This window comes from Celeribacter ethanolicus (assembly GCF_002407265.1).
In the GTDB taxonomy this organism is placed as follows: Bacteria; Pseudomonadota; Alphaproteobacteria; order Rhodobacterales; family Rhodobacteraceae; genus Celeribacter; species Celeribacter ethanolicus.
The window spans coordinates 3,209,753-3,229,136 of the sequence record NZ_CP022196.1 but is presented as its reverse complement, the minus strand read 5'-3'; the positions used below and the strand labels follow the sequence as shown (position 1 = coordinate 3,229,136).

14 protein-coding genes are annotated in these 19,384 nt (G+C 61.8%); 11 read left to right on the top strand and 3 right to left on the bottom strand.

Translation table 11 applies throughout. From position 1 onward, the window contains the following. Positions 1–353: 353 nt before the first annotated feature. Positions 354–1,799 carry an aldehyde dehydrogenase gene (locus CEW89_RS15865; protein ID WP_096806551.1) on the bottom strand — a complete coding sequence of 482 codons (1,446 nt, stop codon included), beginning with the start codon at positions 1,797–1,799 and terminating at the stop codon, positions 354–356. A gap of 277 nt (positions 1,800–2,076) precedes the next feature. Continuing rightward, entirely contained in the window at positions 2,077–3,207 is a 1,131-nt protein-coding gene (locus CEW89_RS15860) for an S-(hydroxymethyl)glutathione dehydrogenase/class III alcohol dehydrogenase (RefSeq protein ID WP_096806244.1), read from the bottom strand. A gap of 224 nt (positions 3,208–3,431) precedes the next feature. Here CEW89_RS15860 and CEW89_RS15855 point away from each other — a divergent pair, with 224 nt between their 5' ends. The 11 genes from CEW89_RS15855 to CEW89_RS15805 all read left to right on the top strand — a co-directional run bounded on the left by CEW89_RS15855 (position 3,432) and on the right by CEW89_RS15805 (position 17,987). Next, positions 3,432–4,433: a GlxA family transcriptional regulator gene (locus CEW89_RS15855; protein WP_096806550.1), complete on the top strand. Its 1,002-nt coding sequence runs from the start codon at positions 3,432–3,434 to the stop codon at positions 4,431–4,433. Positions 4,434–5,042: 609 nt separating this feature from the next. After that, on the top strand, positions 5,043–6,332 hold the full coding sequence (locus CEW89_RS15850; protein ID WP_096806549.1) for an aromatic ring-hydroxylating oxygenase subunit alpha: 1,290 nt from the start codon (positions 5,043–5,045) through the stop codon (positions 6,330–6,332). Continuing rightward, entirely contained in the window at positions 6,329–7,423 is a 1,095-nt protein-coding gene (locus tag CEW89_RS15845) for an FAD-binding oxidoreductase (protein ID WP_066703703.1), read from the top strand. Before CEW89_RS15850 ends, CEW89_RS15845 begins: the two co-directional genes overlap by 4 nt. Before the next feature lie 150 nt (positions 7,424–7,573). Beyond that, positions 7,574–9,214 (top strand): BCCT family transporter, encoded by a 1,641-nt coding sequence (locus CEW89_RS15840; protein WP_066703701.1) that lies wholly within the window; start codon positions 7,574–7,576, stop codon positions 9,212–9,214. A 104-nt stretch (positions 9,215–9,318) separates the two neighbouring features. Then, a complete protein-coding gene (gene folB, locus CEW89_RS15835) occupies positions 9,319–9,681 on the top strand; it encodes a dihydroneopterin aldolase (protein WP_096806548.1) in 363 nt (120 codons plus the stop codon). A gap of 361 nt (positions 9,682–10,042) precedes the next feature. Continuing rightward, on the top strand, positions 10,043–11,296 hold the full coding sequence (locus tag CEW89_RS15830) for a sarcosine oxidase subunit beta family protein (protein WP_096806547.1): 1,254 nt from the start codon (positions 10,043–10,045) through the stop codon (positions 11,294–11,296). Between the two features lie 13 nt (positions 11,297–11,309). Then, complete coding sequence (locus CEW89_RS15825; protein WP_066703692.1) at positions 11,310–11,612, top strand: sarcosine oxidase subunit delta; 303 nt, start codon at positions 11,310–11,312, stop codon at positions 11,610–11,612. Beyond that, positions 11,609–14,602 (top strand): sarcosine oxidase subunit alpha, encoded by a 2,994-nt coding sequence (locus tag CEW89_RS15820; protein ID WP_096806546.1) that lies wholly within the window; start codon positions 11,609–11,611, stop codon positions 14,600–14,602. The genes CEW89_RS15825 and CEW89_RS15820 overlap by 4 nt, the downstream gene beginning before the upstream one ends. Positions 14,603–14,615: 13 nt before the next feature. Then, on the top strand, positions 14,616–15,185 hold the full coding sequence (locus CEW89_RS15815; RefSeq protein WP_096806545.1) for a sarcosine oxidase subunit gamma: 570 nt from the start codon (positions 14,616–14,618) through the stop codon (positions 15,183–15,185). An 18-nt stretch (positions 15,186–15,203) separates the two neighbouring features. After that, positions 15,204–16,472, top strand: a complete 1,269-nt coding sequence (gene glyA / locus CEW89_RS15810; protein WP_096806544.1) for a serine hydroxymethyltransferase — start codon at positions 15,204–15,206, stop codon at positions 16,470–16,472. Positions 16,473–16,580: 108 nt separating this feature from the next. Next, positions 16,581–17,987 carry an L-serine ammonia-lyase gene (locus CEW89_RS15805; RefSeq protein ID WP_096806543.1) on the top strand — a complete coding sequence of 469 codons (1,407 nt, stop codon included), beginning with the start codon at positions 16,581–16,583 and terminating at the stop codon, positions 17,985–17,987. 70 nt (positions 17,988–18,057) lie between these two features. Here CEW89_RS15805 and fdhA read toward each other — a convergent pair whose 3' ends face one another. Further along, entirely contained in the window at positions 18,058–19,245 is a 1,188-nt protein-coding gene (fdhA, locus tag CEW89_RS15800; protein ID WP_066703678.1) for a formaldehyde dehydrogenase, glutathione-independent, read from the bottom strand. Positions 19,246–19,384: the final 139 nt, after the last annotated feature.

Below are 19,384 nucleotides of genomic sequence, written 5' to 3'. Positions count from 1 at the left end.
TTACTCAGGTCTTCTCTTCAAATCTCGGCGCGCCCCACCCGTCCGTCACGGACCGCGCGGCAAGGGGAAAAGACAGGCCGGAGAAACAGGCATGAGCCCGAAATCAGATCCGGTGTCGCGCAATGCGGGTCGGTCGGAAAGCTTCTTGGAAGGCCATCGAAACCGAGCAGGTCCGCCGCGTGGACCCTGCATCATAACCTACACGGATGCGTGAAAATTTCAACCGTTCGGGGGCCGCATCGCAGCAAGACATTGTTTAAATTGTAATTTTTCTTTGATAGCACCGATGCAGCGCAGAAAAGACGGTCAGGATATACCTGCCGTCTTCTGCGCTTTCACCTCTTGGAAAAGGCTCAGAACGGATAGTGCTGCTTTGGATCCTCAATGGTAATCCAGCGCGTGACGGTGAATTCCGCGACCCCAAGCTTGCCGCCGAAGCGACCGAAGCCGGAGTCCTTCACGCCGCCGAACGGCATTTGCGGCTCGTCCGACACCGTCGGCCCGTTGATGTGACAGATGCCGCTCTGGATGCGGTTGGCGGCGTCCATCGCCTTGGTGATGTCCTGCGAGAACACTGCCGCCGACAGCCCGTATTCGGTGTCGTTGGCGACCGCGATGGCCTCGTCCGCGTCCTTCACCCGGATGATGGACTTCACCGGCCCAAAGCTTTCCTCGCCATAGATGCGCATGTCGGAGGTCACACCATCAAGAAGTGTAGCCGAGTGGATCGCGCCGTCCCGCGCACCACCGGCCACGAGTTTCGCGCCTTTCGAGGTCGCGTCCGCAATCAGCGCATCCATCTTTTCCGCCGCCGCTTCCGTCACCAGAGAGCCCAAAACGACCTTCTCGCGCGGGTTGCCATAGGGCAGGCGCGCGGCCTTGGCGGCGAGTTTTTCGATGAACGCGTCGGCCACGGCCTCGACCACGATGATGCGTTCGGTCGACATGCAGATCTGGCCCTGGTTCATGAACGAGCCAAAGATCGCCGCGTTCACAGCGCCCTCGAGATCGGCATCTTCCAGCACCACAAACGGTGCCTTACCGCCCAGCTCAAGAAGCGCTGGTTTGAGGTTTTCGCCCGCCAGACGGCCAATAATGCGTCCCACACCGGTCGAGCCGGTGAAGTTGACGTGACGCACTTCGGGCGCCTCGATCAGAGCCTTGACCACCTTCGCGGCGTCCTCCGGCGCGTTGGAAATCACATTGATCGCGCCTGCCGGAAGCCCCGCTTCCACAAGGCATTCGCCGATCAGACGATGCACTTTCGGGCACATCTCGGAGGACTTGAGCACAACCGTATTGCCACAGGCCAGAGCAGTCGCCACCGCCCGCGTGCCCAGGATCACCGGCGCGTTCCACGGTGCGATCCCGAGGCAAACGCCACGCGGTTTCGCGACCGCCATCGCCAGTGTGCCCGGTTTGTTCGACGGGATCACCTCGCCGCCGATCTGCGTCGTCATCGCGCCCGCTTCGCGCAGCATGCCGGCGGCGAGATGCACGTTGAACCCGGCCCAGATCGCCGTCGCGCCGGTCTCCCTCACCATCGCGTCGACAAACGCATCCGCGCGGGCCTCCATGATGTCCCCGGCCTTGACCAGAACCGCGCGACGCACCTCCGGCCCCATCGCCGACCATTCGGCAAAGGCCGCCTGCGCGCTGGACACGGCCTTGAGCGCGTCCCCGACAGAGGCGGCGGCGGCCACCGTCGCCACATCCCCCGTCACCGGGTCCATACGTTCATACGTGCGCGCCCCTTCGGACGGGACATCTGCACCACCGATCAACAGATTCAGACTCATCGAATTCTCCTCTCTTCACTCCATTTGCACTGTCCCGGGCGGGGCGTGCATCGACGTTGCGCCATGCTCAGAAGTATCACAGGGCCAGAAGCGCGGCATTCATAACATCGACATGCACAAATGGAATTGCGGCAAGACGTGTCCAGCACGTGCAAACGCCTTGATCCACAGCGCGGCCCAAGCCGGCTGTGGCCATGTTTTTCATATTCACCGAGCGTCCCTCCCCATGACCGTCTCACATGACGCCCGAGGGAGGGACCCGTTTGCCGCTGAGCGTTTAAAACTCGACGACAGCGCGGATCGACTTGCCCTCATGCATCAGATCGAAGCCGTGGTTGATCTCTTCAAGCTTCAGCTTGTGCGTGATCATCGGGTCGATCTCGATCTTGCCGTCCATGTACCAGTCGACGAATTTCGGCACATCGGTGCGGCCTTTCGCGCCGCCGAACGCCGTGCCTTTCCAGACGCGGCCCGTGACCAACTGGAACGGACGCGTGGAAATCTCCGCCCCGGACGGCGCCACGCCGATCACCACGGACACGCCCCAGCCCCGGTGCGAACATTCCAGCGCGTCGCGCATCACCTTGACGTTGCCGGTCGCATCGAAGGAATAGTCCACGCCGCCGATCTGATCCGCGCCACGTTTGGTCAGGTTGACGATTTCCTCGACCACGGTGCCTTCGATTTTCGTCGGGTTGATGAAATGGGTCAGGCCGAATTTGCGGGCCATCCCCTCTTTGTCATCGTTCAGGTCGACACCGATGATCATATCGGCCCCGGCCATGCGCAGGCCCTGAATGACGTTGAGACCGATGCCGCCCAGACCGAACACAGCGGCGGTCGCGCCGATCTCGACGCCCGCGGTGTTGATCACCGCACCGATGCCGGTGGTCACGCCGCAGCCGATGTAGCAGATCTTGTCGAAGGGCGCGTCGTCACGCACTTTGGCCAATGCAATCTCCGGCATGACGGTGTGGTTCGCGAAGGTCGAGCAGCCCATGTAGTGGTAGATCGGCGTGCCATCGAGCATGGAAAACCGCGTGGTGCCATCGGGCATCAGGCCCTGGCCCTGGGTGTTGCGGATCGCGGTGCAGAGGTTGGTCTTGCCGGAGAGGCAGGACGGGCATTCGCGGCACTCGGGCGTGTAAAGCGGAATGACGTGATCGCCCGGTTTCAGCGTGGTAACGCCTTCGCCAACCTCCAGCACGACGCCCGCGCCCTCGTGGCCGAGGATGCAGGGGAAGATGCCCTCCGGATCGGCGCCCGACCGGGTGAACTCGTCGGTGTGACACAGACCCGTGGCCTTGATCTCGATCAGAACCTCGCCCTTCTTCGGGCCTTCGAGGTTCACTTCCATTATCTCGAGCGGTTTCCCGGCCTCAAGCGCAACCGCGGCTTTCGTTCTCATAAACGCGTCCTCTTCGTTCAAAAACGGCAATATTGGCAGAGAAACGCCGAACCCTGCGATCCGCTCTGCCAAAATATCGCTCTGCACTCTTGTCGCCCATCGCGGCACGCAGCACAATCTGGACATTCGGCAGAATTCGGACAAATGACCCCCAGAGTCCGCCGCACCACGCAAGCACCACGCAACATGGCCCGGTTTGGCCGCCCTCAAACCAAGGAGCCCACATGAGACATCCCGTTACTTCGACACGGATCCGCGTCGATCTCGTCATCTATCCCGGGTTCAAATGCATGGAAGCGGTCGGCCCGATGAATGTGTTCACCGCCGCCAACCGCTATCTCGCCGCCGCCGAACATCCGGCGCGTTATGACGCCCGCCTGGTCACCCCCACCCCCGGACCGGTCTGCTCCGAGACGCTGTTGTCGCTTCAGGCGGAAGTGGCGCTGGCGGAGTGCGTGCCGGAGGACACGGTGATGATCGCGGGCGCACTCGACATCGAACGCGCACTGGCCGACACCCCGGAGATCGTCGACTGGTGCAGACGCTACGCGCCTGAGAGCCGCCGCTTCGCGTCGCTGTGCACCGGAACCTTCTTTCTCGCCGAGGCCGGGCTTCTGGACGGGCGCAAGGCGACCACGCATTGGAGCGTCGCGGATCTGTTGCAGCATCGCTATCCGAAAATTTCGGTCGATGCCGATGCGATCTTTCTCAACGAGGGCAATCTTTACACCTCCGCCGGGGTGACCGCCGCCATTGACTTGGCACTCGCCTTCGTCGAACAGGATTTTGGCCGCGATCTTGCTCTCTCGGTCGCCCGCGACATGGTGATGTATCTCAAACGCCCCGGCGGTCAGTCGCAATTCAGCTCGCTCTTGACCGGACAGATGTCCAACCGCGCCGGGATGGCGGATATTCGGACCTGGATACACGGCAATCTCGACCAGAAGATCGTGACGCTCGACCTGGCCCGGCGCGCCGGGATGAGCGAGCGCAATTTCGTGCGCCATTTCACCCGGGAAATCGGTCGCAGCCCGATGGAATACCTGATTAACGCCCGCTGCGAACGCGCCACGGCGCTTTTGCTGGAGACCGACCTGCCGCTCAAGACCATTGCCCACCAGGTCGGGTTTTCTTCCGACGATCAGATGCGCAAGGTCTTTGTCCGCAAGTTTTCCCTGACACCGCGCGAATATCGGGAGCGGTTCAAAAGTGCACAAGTCGAGTGATGCTCCGACGCAGAAACACGCGAGAGAGCCGATTCGCGTCCGGACTTTGCAACCTTCGGATGACAAAATAGCCGAAGTGACGCGACGACCACCCAATGACTTGTGCATATTTTAAGGGCACAATGTGAAAAACCGGGCAGGGAATTTGCGACCTTTTGCGCCATTGTGTCGCAATGATACCGGCAAATTGACTTAAGTTTTCTGCCGCGAATTTCACTCTCAGAAAACACTCTCTGATCACCTTCGATTAACGGGGGGAAATGCAAGAGCAGGTCACCTGCCAGCAACAACCATCAGGGAGAATGAGGGTGAAACACACCTCGTCAACTCATCACGTGACAGGTGCGTGCGGAACCATTGGTTCTTCGCAAGACACCATGCCGGGCCTGCTCGCAGCCCGGATTTGTCGGTTGTTGTTTGCAGATGCACGGGCCCTGTGCCGCCAAGCTCGCTTTGGCGAGGCGCCGGATCGTCAGCCGCCCTGCACGGCCTGAATTCAATATCCTTTAGCGTTGCCACGGCAACGTCTGACCACCTTGCCTTCTGAACCGTTCCCGAACGGTCAAAGACCGCACTCCCAGCCACACGCAGTAGCCGAGGTATATTTCCATGCGTGATACAATTGACATCCCCGCGCTCGTCGCACGTCGCGAGGTTTACAAAAGCCTCGAAGCCCCGTTCTACACGTCTCAGGACGTGCTCGATCTCGATATCGAGGTGATCTTCGGCAACAACTGGATTTTCGTCGGCACCGAACCGGAACTGCCGGAACCCGGCGATTGCATCACCGTCGAAATCGGGCCGGTCTCTGTCCTGCTGCTGCGCGGCGACGACGAGGAAATCCGTGGCTTCCACAACGTCTGCCGTCACCGCGGCGCCAAGCTTGTCGACCAGAAATCCACCACCATCGGCAACATCGTCTGCCGCTACCACGGCTGGACCTACAACGAAGATGGCGAATTGATCCTGGCCGAGCACATGGGCAAGGATTTCAAAAAGAACTGCCACAACCTGCGCACCGTGCATGTCCGCTCGATCGCGGGTCTGATCTTCATCTGCCTCGCCAAGGACGCGCCGGCGGACATCGACCTGATGGCCGAGACGATGGAAAAATACATCGCGCCGCATGACGTCAAGAACACCAAGGTGGCGTTCCAGTCCGAGCTGATCGAAGAAGGCAACTGGAAGCTGACGCTCGAGAACAACCGCGAGTGCTATCATTGCGAGGGCAACCACCCGGAACTGACCGTGCCGCTCTCCGAATTCGGCTTCGGCTTCTCCCCGGACGAGCTCGACGAGCGCCGCGCCGAAGATGTTGCGCAATACGAGCGTGACGTGCTGGAAAACCACGCCCGCTGGACGGCCTGCGGCCTGCCCTCTTCCGAGGAACAGCACCTCGCCAATGTCACCGGCTTCCGCACCATGCGCCTGCCGTTGATGCGCGAAGGCGAAAGCCACACCGTCGACACGAAAGTGGCCTGCAAGAAACTCTTGGGTAACTTCAGCCGCGAAACCACCGGCGCGAAACTCGGCGGTCTGAGCTTCTGGACCCACCCGAACTCCTGGCACCATTTCATGTCCGACCACATCGTGACCTTCTCCGTGCTGCCGCTCTCCCCAAACCGCACGCTCGTGCGCACCACCTGGCTGGTGCACAAGGACGCCGTGGAAGGCGAGGATTACGACCTCGACAACCTCACCAAGGTCTGGACCCACACCAACCAGCAGGACGCCGATCTCGTTCGTCTGGCGCAACTGGGCGCGGAAATGTCCGGCTATCAGCCGGGACCGTACTCGCCCTACACCGAGCCGCATGTCGAATCCTTCGCGGCCTGGTACATCGCCCGTCTGAACGACTATTTCGTCAAGGCCGACACCCAGAAGGTGGCTGCGGAATGACTGCACCGACCAACGAGAAGCTGACCGAAGCGACGGGCGTTCCTCTGTGGGACCCGGAGGTGGACGACACGCTCGTCTGCCGCCAGGTCCGGCAGGAAACGCATGACGTGAAGACCTTCGTGTTCTCGGCACGCGAACCGCGGGACTTCCGGTTCTACCCGGGACAGCACATGACCTTTGAACTGCCGGTCGACGGCATGGTCACGCGCAGCTACACGATTTCCGCCTCGGCGGCGCGGCCTTACCGGATCGAAATCACGGTCAAGCGCGTCCCGGGCGGCCCGGGGTCCAACTGGCTGCATGACAACATGCTGCCGGGCAAGGAACTGAACGTCATCGGCCCGTCGGGGGAGTTCACCACCGACGCCAATGCGGAAGAGAAACTTCTGTTCATCTCCGCTGGCAGCGGCATCACGCCCTTGATGTCGATGACCCGCACGGCCTGCGATCTGTCGGAACCCTACGACCTGCATTTCGTCCATGCGGCCCGGACCCCTGCGGATCTGATCTTCCGCAAGGAGCTTGAGCTTCTGGCGATGCAGAACCCGACCCTGAAACTGGCTCTGACGGTCGACACCACCTCTGCCAGCCACGCCTGGAGCGGCTATGTCGGCCGTCTGAACATCCAGATGCTCGCCATGATGTCGCCGGATTACAAGGAGCGCAAAGTGTTCTGCTGCGGTCCGGCGCGCTTCATGGAAGGCGTGCGCGACATGCTGCGCGAGGCCGGGTTCAACATGGACAACTATTTCGAGGAGAGCTTCGATTTCGGGGCGGAAACGGCGGGGACCATCGAAGAGCCCACCGCAGCCCCCGAAATCAGCGGTCAGACCTTCCGCGTGAGCTTCCCGAAAACCGGTCATGTGGTCGAGGTCAGCCCCGGCATGACCATTCTGTCTGCGGCCAAGGAGGCCGGGCTTCTGCCCATCTCCTCCTGCCAGCGCGGCATCTGCGGCACCTGCAAATCGAAACTTCTCTCCGGCGAAGTCGATATGCAGCACGGCGGCGGCATCCGCAAACGCGAGATCGAGCAGGGCAAGATCCTGATCTGCTGCTCGACCCCGCTGTCCGATGTCGAGGTCGAACTCTGAAGTGCAACCTCTTGTCCCGCGTGTCCGCGCCCTGAGGCGCTCACCAAAGCGGCACGCGTGACATCTCAATAAAAGCAATGGTCCCCCAAGAGACCTCAAGAAAACCTGAAAGCGGTTTTTTTCCGCACACCCAACAATGGAGGGATATCTATGACTGACTCCAAAGATCCGGTGCAAACGCCGTATGAGGCGCCGCCGGAAAGCATCATCGAGACCGATTACGATATCGGCCAAGACAATATCGAAGGCCAATTCGGGCCTTTCGGTTTTGACCTTCACAAGCCAGTGTTCCCGGTATCTGCCATCGCCGTCATCGCCTTTGTGGTCTTCACCCTGTTGCTACCGGAAAAAGCAGGCAACATGTTCAGCGCCATGTTCTCTTTTGTGACGAAAGGGTTCGATTGGTTCTTCCTCGGCGCGGCAGACATCTTTGTCATCGTCTGCCTTCTCATCGTGATCAGCCCCTATGGCAAAATCCGCCTGGGTGGCCCCGAAGCGAAACCGGATTTCACCTACACGAGCTGGTTCGCGATGCTCTTCGCCGCCGGGATGGGCATCGGTCTGATGTTCTATGGGGTCTCCGAGCCTCTGAGCCATTTCTCCTCCTCGATGGGCGGCATTTCCGTCGGCGAAGACGGCGTGCGCACCGACTGGGCGCCGCTCGGCGCGGCCGCTGGCAACGAAGCCGAAGCCGTGCGTCTCGGCATGGCCGCCTCGATCTTCCACTGGGGCCTGCACCCTTGGGCGATCTATGCCATCGTGGCGCTGAGCCTCGCGCTGTTCTCCTACAACAAGGGCCTGCCGCTCACCATCCGCTCCGCGTTCTACCCGATCTTCGGTGAACGCGTCTGGGGCTGGCCGGGTCACATCATCGACATCCTCGCCGTGTTCGCGACCCTCTTCGGTCTCGCCACCTCGCTGGGTCTCGGCGCGGCACAGGCCAACTCCGGCTTCAACAAGCTTTTCGGCATGCCGATCAGTGATACCTCGCAGGTGATCCTGATCTGCGGCATCACCGCTGTCGCTCTGTTCTCCGTGGTCCGTGGTCTCGAAGCCGGTGTGAAACTCTTGTCCGAGATCAACATGGGCGTGGCCTTCCTGCTCTGGGCCTTCGTGCTCATCGCTGGTCCGACCCTGCTGCTGACCACCGACATCCTCAACTTCCTCGGCGCCTACCTGCAATACCTGCCGGAGCTGTCCATGCCGATCGGTCGTGAAGACGTCAACTTCTCGCAAGGCTGGACCTCCTTCTACTGGGCCTGGTGGATTTCCTGGTCCCCGTTCGTCGGCATGTTCATCGCCCGCGTCTCCCGTGGCCGCACTGTGCGCGAGTTCATCATCTCCGTGCTGATCGTCCCCTCCATGGTCTGTGTGCTCTGGATGTCCGTCTTCGGCGGGGCCGCAATCAGCCAGGTGGTGCGTGACGGCTACATGGCCGTGACCGAAGCCCCCCTGCCGCTTCAGCTCTTCACCATGCTGGACGCCATGCCCTGGACGGCGATCACCTCCTTCATCGGCATCGTTCTGGTCATCGTCTTCTTCGTGACCTCGTCCGACTCCGGCTCGCTGGTGATCGACACCATCGCCGCAGGCGGTAAAGTCGACGCACCGGTGCCGCAGCGCGTGTTCTGGTGCCTGTTCGAAGGCGTGGTGGCCATCGTGCTGCTGCTCTCCGCAGGCGGCCTCAGCTCGCTCCAGTCCATGGTCATCTCGACCGGGCTTCCGTTCACCGTCGTCCTGCTGATGATGTGCTACGCGATCTGGCGCGGTCTGGCCTCAGAGCCCCGATAACTTCCGAGGGCCTCCCCTGCCCTTCCCCTGTGCCGCCGGATGGTTCGCCCTCTGGCGGCATTTTTTATAACCCGCCTCTCTTCTGGCCCGCTCATGAGGTCCCCATGTCCGACCGCATCTTTCTCAGCAACCTGTGTCTCTATGGCTTTCACGGCGTCATGCCGGAAGAAAAACGCCTCGGTCAGCGGTTTTACATCGACCTGTCCTGTGAACTCGATCTGGCACCGGCGGGACAGTCCGACGATTACACGCGGACCGTCTGTTACGACGCCCTCTGTCAACTGGCACAAGAAATCTCCGACAACGGCCCCTTCGACCTGATCGAAACCCTGGGCGAGCGGATCGCGCAAGGAATTCTGGATCGCTTTGCCCTGATCCGCGCTGTGCGCGTCACCGTGCGCAAGCCCTCCGCACCGATCCGGGCCACGCTCGATCATGCCGGAATTGAAATCCGGCGACAGCGCTGAGCGCAAATTGCCGCATGAGCAACAGAACATATGCGGCAGATGCGAAATCGCGCGCCGACGCGTACGACGCGCCGACCGGCAACGGCCGGCAGTCCCATGAATCATCTGTCGGAGATCCCGGTCCGCTTTTGAAACTTCGGTCGAAAACCGGCCCGAAATTCAGCATAAAGTGGAAAATTCCGTTCAAATAATGTGCAGGACACGAATGAAATCCCGCCCACCCTGACCGACTTTTAGACCAAGACGACAAAAACATGACGATGACGCATACCTTCACAAGCCGTGGCGCAAATGTCCGATTATTCGCCACGCACAGGCGCGATCATCCTCCGATCCCTTCTCTCACTGAGAAAGCTGCACGATGACTCGCTTCAATGCACTGAACCTTGTTAAGAACGCCCTGACCGGGCACAAGAACTGGACCGAGCAATGGCCGGAATGCCAGCCGAAAGCCGAATATGACGTGGTCATCGTCGGTGCTGGCGGCCACGGGCTTGGCGCCGCCTATTATCTCGCCAAAGAGCACGGCATCACCAATGTCGCCGTGATCGACAAAGGCTGGCTCGGCGGTGGCAACACCGGTCGGAACACCACGATCATTCGCTCGAACTACCTCTATGACGAGAGCCAGGCGCTCTTCAATCACGCGGTAGACCTGTGGCAGGGGCTGAGCCAGGAGCTCAACTACAACGTCATGTATTCCAACCGGGGCTGCCTCATGCTGGCCCATACGGTGCATGACGTGCAGAGCTTCAAGCGCCACGTCCATGCCAACCGCCTGAACGGCATCGACAACCGCTGGCTGACCCCGGAAGAGTGCAAGGAATACTGCCCGCCGGTCAATATCGCGAAAGACGCGCGTTACCCGGTGATGGGCGGTGCGCTTCAGGAACGCGCAGGCACCGCACGTCACGACGCCGTGGCCTGGGGCTATGCCCGTGGTGCCGCCGAGCGTGGTGTGGACATCATCCAGAACTGTGCCGTGACCGCGATCCGTCGTCACCCGGACGGCTCCGTTGCCGGCGTCGAGACCGAGAAGGGCTTCATCAAGGCCAAGAAGATCGCCGTCTCCGCCTCCGGCCACAACTCGATGGTCATGGCCACCGCAGGCGTCCGTCTGCCGCTCGAATCCATGCCGCTTCAGGCGCTGGTGTCCGAGCCGATCAAGCCGATCTTCCCCTGCGTCGTCATGTCGAACGCCGTGCACGCCTATTGTTCGCAATCGGACAAAGGTGAACTGGTCATCGGCTCCGGCACCGACCAGTACGTGTCCTACTCGCAACGCGGCGGTCTGCCGCTGATCGAGCACACGATTGCGGCCATCTCCGAAGTCTTCCCGATCTTCAACCGCATGCGGATGCTGCGCAAATGGGGCGGGATCACCGACAACACACCGGACCGTTCGCCGATCGTCGGAAAGACCCCGGTTCAGAACCTCTATGTCAACTGTGGCTGGGGCACGGGCGGGTTCAAAGCCACCCCGGGCGCTGCGCACACGCTGGCATGGACCGTTGCCAAAGACGAACCGCACCCGATCAACGCGCCCTTCACGCTGGACCGTTTCCGCACGGGCCGCCTGATCGACGAAGCCGCCGCCGCCGCTGTGGCCCACTAAGGAGAAACACGACATGATCCAGATTCATTGTCCTTATTGCGGCGAAACTCTGCCCGAGCTCGAGTTCACCTATGCCGGCGAGGCGCATATCGACCGACCGGAAAACCCGTCCGATCAGACCGACGACCAGTGGGAATCCTTTCTCTTCCTGCGCGAAAACGTGAAAGGCCCGCATTTCGAGCGCTGGCGTCACGCCCACGGCTGTGGCCGGTTCTTCAATGCGGTGCGGAACACCATCACCGACCGTTTCTACATCACGTACAAAGCTGGCGAACCGCGTCCGGATCTCGCCACGCTTCTGGAGGAAGATAAATGAGCAAGTATCGTCTTCGCGGACGCGGTCGTGTCGATGCCTCACAACCCGTCGTTTTCACCTTTGACGGCAAGCCCTACACCGGCCTGAAAGGCGACACCGTCGCCTCCGCGCTCTTGTCCCACGGCGTGCACCTGATGGGTCGGTCGTTCAAATACCACCGCCCGCGCGGCGCCATCGCCGCCGGTTCCGAAGAGCCCAACGCGCTGATCGGCACCCGTCGTGGGCCCGGCCGGTTCGAACCGAACACCCGCGCCACCGTCCAGGAAATCTGGAACGGTCTGGAAACCACGTCGCAGAATAAGTTCCCGAGCCTGAAATTCGACGTCGGCGCCGTCAACGACGCCGCCTACATGATGTTCTCAGCCGGTTTCTACTATAAAACCTTCATGTGGCCGCGCTCCTTCTGGGACAAGGTCTATGAGCCCTTCATCCGCGCCGCCGCCGGTCTCGGCGTGTCCCCGACCGAAAACGACCCGGACACCTATGCCTCACGTTACGTCTACTGCGATCTGCTGATCGTGGGGGCCGGTCCCGCCGGCATCGCCGCCGCACGCGAAGCGGCTGGCAAGGGCCTGTCGGTCATTCTCGTCGATGAGAACGCCGAAATGGGCGGTACGTTGCTCTCCGAACCGCAAGCCAAGATCGACGGCAAACCCGCCTGGACCTGGCTCGAAGACGAATTGGCCGCGCTGAAACAGGCTGGTGTCAAACTGATGACCCGCACCACCGCGATCGGGTATTACCACGAGAACCTGATCGCTCTGGCCGAAAAGCTGACCGACCACCTGCCAACGCTGCCCGCTGACACCCCGCGTGAGCGGATGTGGCGTGTGCGCGCCAAACAGGTCGTTCTGGCCCAGGGCGCACTGGAAAAACCGCTGGTGTTCCACGGCAACGACCGTCCGGGCGTGATGCTTGCGGGTTCTGCCCAGACCTTCCTGAACCGCTACGGCGTCAAGGTCGGCGACAGCCCGGTCGTCATCACCTCGCATGACAGTGCCTGGTATGCCGCTTTCGATCTTCAGGATGCCGGGGCCTATGTTCAGGCCATCGTCGACACCCGCACCCAGGTGCGTCAGGACCTCCAGGCCGAAGCCCGAGCCCGTGGCATCCCGGTGAAACTGTCGCACACGGTCACCGCGACCGGCGGTCGTCTGCGCGTCAACAACGTGCGGGTGAACCCGATCTCCGGTGGCACCAATGTCGGCACCGGTCAGTGGATCAAATGCGATGCGCTGCTGATGTCCGGTGGCTGGACCCCCTCCCTGCACCTGTTCTCCCACACCAAGGGCAGCCTGGCCTGGGACGACGATCTCACCACCTTCCTGCCGAAAGACACGCCGGAAGATTGCGTGATCTCCGGGGCCTCTCGTGGTCTCTGGGGCGTTGAAGCCGCACTACGTGACGGCGCGACCCGTGTGGGCGAGGCTCTGGCCAAGCTCGGCGTCGAAGCCACCGCGACCGAATACACCGTGGCGGACGACCGCACCGGCTCCGGCGTCGCGATGCGCGAACTGCCGACCGACCGCAGCCCGGGCAAGGCAAAAGCCTTTGTCGACTTCCAGAACGACGTGACCGCGAAAGACCTGCGTCTCGCCGTGCGCGAGGGCATGCGCTCCATCGAGCACGTCAAACGCTACACCACCAACGGCATGGCGACCGATCAGGGCAAGATGTCCAACATCAACGGCCTCAACATCGCCGCCGACGCTCTGGGCAAAAAGCAACCGCAGGTGGGTCTGACGACCTTCCGCCCGCCCTACACGCCGACCACCTTCGGCGCCTTCGCGGGCTATCACCGCGGTGCGCATTTCGAAGTGGTGCGCAAGACACAGATCGACGGTTGGGCCGAATCTCATGGCGCCGTGTTCGAACCCGTGGGTCAGTGGCGCCGTGCGCGTTACTTCCCGAAAGCGGGCGAGACCATGGATCAGGCCGTGACCCGCGAATGTGCGGCGACGCGGGCCTCCGTGGGCATTTTCGACGCTTCCACGCTGGGCAAGATCGAAGTCGTCGGCCCCGACGCCGCCGAATTCGTCAACCGCATGTACACCAACCCGTTCCTGAAACTGGCGCCGGGCAAATGTCGCTACGGTCTGTTGCTGGGCGATGACGGCTACATCCGCGACGATGGCGTGATCGCCCGTGTCGAGGAAGACCGTTTCCACGTCACCACCACCACCGGTGGCGCGGCGCGTGTGCTGAACATGATGGAAGACTACCTCCAAACGGAATGGCCCGATCTCAACGTCTGGCTGACCTCCACCACGGAGCAATGGTCCACCGTCGCTCTGAACGGCCCGAACGCCGCAAAACTGCTCGCCCCCTTCGTCGAAGGCATCGAGCTGACCGAAGAGGCCTTCCCGCATATGTCTTGCGTGAACTGCACCGTGGCGGGCTACCCCGCCCGTCTGTGGCGCGTGAGCTTCACCGGTGAGATCGGCTTTGAGATCAACGTTGCAGCACCTTACGGTCGCGATCTTTGGGAAAAACTGTGGGAGGCGGGTCAGCAATATGACATCACCCCCTACGGCACCGAGACCATGCACGTTCTGCGCGCGGAAAAAGGCTACATCATCGTCGGTCAGGACACCGATGGCACCGTCACCCCTGCGGATGCGGGCATGGACTGGGCCGTTGGCAAGAAGAAAGACGATTTCGTGGGGATGCGCGGCCTCAAACGCCCGGACCTCGTGGCCGAGAACCGCAAACAGCTCGTGGGTCTTCTGACCGAAGACAACAGCTGGCTCGAGGAAGGCGCTCAGATCGTGTTCGATCCGAAACAGCCGATCCCGATGACCATGCGCGGTCACGTGACCTCGTCCTACAACCAAGGCACGACCGGTCGTCCGATCGCTCTGGCCGTGATCGAAGGCGGGCACTCGAAGATGGGCGAAACGGTCTACATCCCGATGCCGGACCGAACCATCGCCGCGAAAATCACCGGGACCGTATTCTACGATCCTGAAAACAGCCGCCTGAAAATCTGATCGGAGGTCAGACATGTCCAAGCATATCTCTTCTCTGGCCCCCTCGGTCGTGGTGGATACCGCTGCTGCCCGTGTGGCCGTCTCGCAAATGATCGGGCGCATCTCTTTGCGTGCCCGAACCAATGAAAACGGTGGTGATCTTGCCGCCGTCGGCAAAGCCATCGGCGTCGCGCTTCCGACCCAGATCGGGGCCCGCGCCAAGGCAGACGGCATCGAAGTCGCCTGCCTCGGCCCGGACGAGTGGACCCTTTTGGTCTCGCTCGAGCAGATCGAAAAAGTAGAGGACGCGCTTGCCGCCCTCTACCCCTCCCTGCCGCATTCGATGACCGAGGTCACCGGGCGCGAAGTGACGCTCACCATCGAGGGCCCGCAGGCCGCCGAGCTTTTGAGCATCGGCGCTCCGCGTGACATCTCCTCGATCAAAGTGGGCCAAGCCCGCCGCATGCTTTTCGACGGCGCCACCGTCGTTCTCTGGCGCGATTCCGAGACCAGCTTCCGCATGGATGTCTGGAACAGCTTCGCGTCCTTCCTTGCCACAACCCTTGAGACCGGCGCGAAAGAACTCGCGGCCGAACTCGCCTGAACCTGAAGGATCATCCGCATGTTTGACCGCCTGCAAAAATACGAGATCGCAGACGCCGACATCGCCTCCGCCATTGGCGAGGAACTGGAGCGTCAGCAGACCCAGATCGAACTGATCGCCTCCGAGAACATCGTGTCCCCGGACGTGATGGCGGCTCAGGGCTCTGTTCTGACCAACAAATACGCCGAGGGCTACGTCGGCAAGCGCTACTACGGCGGCTGTGAGTTCGTGGACAAGGTCGAGGCCGTGGCCATCGACCGCCTGAAACAACTCTTCGGTGCCGAATACGCCAACGTGCAGCCGCACTCCGGCGCACAGGCCAACCAGGCCGTGTTCCTGGCGCTTCTGCAGCCGGGCGACCGCATCATGGGTCTCTCGCTGGCCCATGGTGGTCACCTGACCCACGGGTCGCCGGTGACCATGTCCGGCAAGTGGTTCGATGTCGTCTCCTATGAGGTCGACCCCGAAACCCACCTGATCGACATGGAAAAAGTGCGCGAGAAGGCACTCGAAACCAAGCCGAAGCTGATCGTGGCCGGTGCCTCCGCCTATCCGCGTGTCATCGACTTCGAAGGCTTCCGCAAGATCGCCGACGAAGTGGGCGCTTACCTCATGGTCGACATGGCCCACTACGCCGGTCTGATCGCGGGCGGCAAATACCCGAACCCGGTGCCGCACGCTCATGTGACCACCTCCACCACTCACAAAACCCTGCGTGGTCCGCGTGGTGGCGTGATCCTGTCCAACGACGAAGCGATCGCGAAAAAACTGAACTCCGCCGTCTTCCCGGGCAACCAGGGTGGCCCGCTGATGCACGTCATCGCCGCGAAAGCCGTGGCTTTCGGTGAGGCGCTTCAGCCGTCCTTCTCCGACTACGCCGGCCAGGTGATCGAGAACGCGAAAGCTCTGGCAGACGTCTTGAAAGTCGGCGGTCTGGGCATCGTCTCTGGTGGCACCGATTGTCACATGGTCCTCGTCGATCTGCGCCCCAAAGGCGTGACCGGCAAAGTGGCCGAGATCGCGCTCGAACGCGCTGGCCTGACCTGCAACAAGAACTCGATCCCGAACGATCCCGAGAAGCCTTTCGTGACCTCCGGCATCCGTCTCGGCACCTCTGCGGGCACCACCCGTGGGTTCAAAGAGGCCGAGTTCGAACAGATCGGTTCGCTGATCCTGCGTGTGCTCGACGCCCTGTCCGACAACCCGGAAGGCGACGCCGCCGTGGAAGCCGAAGTGCTGGCCGAGGTGAAGAAACTCTGCGCCGATCACCCGATCTACGGCGCCTGATCCTGTCGCGGCCTCCCGAGTGGGGCCGCGACACACCACACCGAGTTGATCTCTGATCTGAGGGGCCTGACGTTTATGCGCAGGCCCCGATTTGCGAAAGGCACCACCATGTTCCTCTCCGTCTTCGACGTTTTCAAAATCGGCATCGGGCCCTCTTCGTCGCACACGATGGGGCCGATGGTCGCCGCGCACCGCTTTATCGAGGACCTCCGCGCCGGTAAGGGCAAATATCCCGGCTGTGGCCCGCTCTCTCGCCTGACTGCGACACTCTACGGCTCGCTCGCCTTCACCGGCAAGGGCCACGCCACCGACCGCGCCGTGATCTTGGGTCTGTGCGGCCAACTGCCGGACACGCTCGATCTCGATCAGGCCGACGCAATGGAACAGGCGGTCTATGACCAGAAGAAAATCATCCTCGACGGCTTGCCGGAACTGAATTTCGATCCGAAGAAAGATCTGGTGTTCGATTACGGCCCGGCGCTCGAAGGCCACGCCAACGGCATGATCCTGCGCGGCCATGACAAGGACGGCAACATCTACTACGCCCAGACCTATTATTCGGTCGGCGGCGGCTTCATCATGACCGACAAGGAGTTGGAAGACTCCCGCCATGGCGTGTCGCTGCATGACGAAAAAGAAGCGCTGAACTTCCCCTACCCCTTCGGCACGGCGAAAGAGATGCTCGCCATGGGGCTTTCCTCCGGCAAGTCGATTGCCGAGATGAAACGCGCCAATGAGCGCAAGGTGCACGGGGCCGATCTCGAACCGAAACTCGACCGTCTGATTGAGACGATGAACGAATGCATCGACCGCGGGCTCAGCCAAGACGGCATCCTGCCCGGTGGCCTCAAGGTCAAGCGCCGCGCCAAGGGCATCCATGAATCGCTCAAGGCCGAACAGGGTCTCAACATCACCGCGCCCCATGTCGCCAACGACTGGATGAGCGTCTACGCCATGGCGGTGAACGAGGAAAACGCGGCCGGCGGGCGCGTTGTCACCTCCCCTACCAATGGCGCGGCAGGCGTGGTGCCGGCGGTGATGCGCTACTACCGCATGCATTGCCAGGGCGCGACGGACGCGAAGCTCAAGGACTTCTTGCTGGTCGCCGCCGCCATCGGCGGGCTGATCAAACACAACGCGTCGATTTCGGGCGCCGAAGTCGGCTGTCAGGGCGAGGTTGGTTCCGCCGCTGCCATGGCCGCAGGCGCGCTTTGCGCCGTGATGGGCGGCACCAACGAACAGGTGGAAAACGCCGCAGAGATCGCCTTGGAGCACCACCTCGGCATGACCTGCGACCCGGCTGCGGGCCTCGTGCAGGTGCCCTGCATCGAGCGCAACGCACTTGGCGCGATCAAGGCTGTGTCGGCGGCGTCGCTGTCACTGCGCGGTGATGGCACGCATTTCATGCCCTTGGACAACTGCATTCAGGTGATGCTGGAAACCGGGCGCGACATGAACCTCAAGTATAAAGAGACCTCCACCGGCGGGATCGCTGTGAACCTGCCGGAGTGCTGAGAGGATCGGCTACGCAAAACAAAAAAGGGCGGCCATCACGGGCCGCCCTTTCTGTTTTGGGTCAGTGCGATCAACTCGCCTTGAGCATGCCGTGCGGGTCGAGCACGAATTTCTTCGCGGCACCGTGGTCGAAGGCCTCATAGCCTTTCGCCGCATCCTCAAGCGAGATCACCTGCGCGTTCACGATGTCTGCGATCGGCAGACGTCCGTGCAGGATCGCCTGCATGAGCTGACGGTTGTATTTGAGAACCGGGGTCTGGCCGGTGTGGAAGCTCTGCGCCTTCGCCCAGCCGAGGCCGAAGCGCAGCGACAGGCTGCCCACTTTGGCCGCTTCGTCGGTCGCACCCGGATCTTCGGTCACATAGAGGCCCGGAATGCCGATGCTGCCTGCCACGCGGGTGATGTCCATCATCTGGTTGAGCACGATGGCCGGTTGCTCGCCGCCCGAATGCCCACGCGCCTCAAAGCCAACGGCGTCGATGGCGGCGTCCACTTCGGGGCTGCCGGTGATCTCGGCGATCATATCGCCCAGACGGTCGCTTTGCGTCAGATCGACCGGAACAAAGCCCATCTTGGCCGCGTGATCCAGACGTTCCTTGTTGAAGTCGCCGATCATCACGATGGCGGCGCCCAGGATTTGCGCAGAGGCCGCTGCGGCCAGACCGACAGGACCCGCGCCCGCGACATAGACCACGGAGCCCACACCCACGCCGGCCTGAACCGCACCGTGGAAGCCGGTCGGCAGAATGTCGGAGAGCATGGTGAGATCAGTGATCTTCTCCATCGCCTGATCGCGATCCGGGAATTTCAGCAGGTTGAAGTCGGCGTAGGGCACCATGACATAGCGCGCCTGACCGCCGACCCAGCCGCCCATGTCGACATAGCCATAGGCGCCGCCGGCACGGTCCGGGTTCACGGTGAGACAGACGCCGGTGTCCTGTTCTTTACAGCAACGGCAACGGCCACAGGCGACGTTGAACGGCACGGAGACGATGTCGCCGACGTTCAGCATTTCGACGTCAGAGCCTTTTTCGATCACTTCGCCGGTGATTTCGTGACCCAGCACGAGACCTTCGGGCGCGGTGGTGCGGCCACGGACCATGTGCTGGTCGGAGCCACAGATGTTGGTGGAGATCACTTTCAGGATCACCGCATGCTCAAGTTTGCGCCCGTTGGGGGCGGCCATCACCGGATCTGCGATGGATTGGACCTCGACCTTGCCGGGGCCCATGTAGACGACGCCTCTGTTGGAACTCATGACTTTCCTCCCATTATGTTCATACCAATGCGGACGCGACATCACGCCCGGTGCGGTTTCAGGGTCGGCCCGTTTCGTCCTCCCGGAACAGGCCGTCTGGGCACAGACCATGTGGTCCATGCGTCCGACCAGAAGAGCG

Bases quoted from the DNA above. Each gene is read 5' to 3' on its own strand.
- CEW89_RS15865 (WP_096806551.1), bottom strand. From the start codon at position 1,799: ATGAGTCTGAATCTGTTGATCGGTGGTGCAGATGTCCCGTCCGAAGGG.
- CEW89_RS15860 (WP_096806244.1), bottom strand. From the start codon at position 3,207: ATGAGAACGAAAGCCGCGGTTGCGCTTGAGGCCGGGAAACCGCTCGAG.
- CEW89_RS15855 (WP_096806550.1), top strand. From the start codon at position 3,432: ATGAGACATCCCGTTACTTCGACACGGATCCGCGTCGATCTCGTCATC.
- CEW89_RS15850 (WP_096806549.1), top strand. From the start codon at position 5,043: ATGCGTGATACAATTGACATCCCCGCGCTCGTCGCACGTCGCGAGGTT.
- CEW89_RS15845 (WP_066703703.1), top strand. From the start codon at position 6,329: ATGACTGCACCGACCAACGAGAAGCTGACCGAAGCGACGGGCGTTCCT.
- CEW89_RS15840 (WP_066703701.1), top strand. From the start codon at position 7,574: ATGACTGACTCCAAAGATCCGGTGCAAACGCCGTATGAGGCGCCGCCG.
- folB (WP_096806548.1), top strand. From the start codon at position 9,319: ATGTCCGACCGCATCTTTCTCAGCAACCTGTGTCTCTATGGCTTTCAC.
- CEW89_RS15830 (WP_096806547.1), top strand. From the start codon at position 10,043: ATGACTCGCTTCAATGCACTGAACCTTGTTAAGAACGCCCTGACCGGG.
- CEW89_RS15825 (WP_066703692.1), top strand. From the start codon at position 11,310: ATGATCCAGATTCATTGTCCTTATTGCGGCGAAACTCTGCCCGAGCTC.
- CEW89_RS15820 (WP_096806546.1), top strand. From the start codon at position 11,609: ATGAGCAAGTATCGTCTTCGCGGACGCGGTCGTGTCGATGCCTCACAA.
- CEW89_RS15815 (WP_096806545.1), top strand. From the start codon at position 14,616: ATGTCCAAGCATATCTCTTCTCTGGCCCCCTCGGTCGTGGTGGATACC.
- glyA (WP_096806544.1), top strand. From the start codon at position 15,204: ATGTTTGACCGCCTGCAAAAATACGAGATCGCAGACGCCGACATCGCC.
- CEW89_RS15805 (WP_096806543.1), top strand. From the start codon at position 16,581: ATGTTCCTCTCCGTCTTCGACGTTTTCAAAATCGGCATCGGGCCCTCT.
- fdhA (WP_066703678.1), bottom strand. From the start codon at position 19,245: ATGAGTTCCAACAGAGGCGTCGTCTACATGGGCCCCGGCAAGGTCGAG.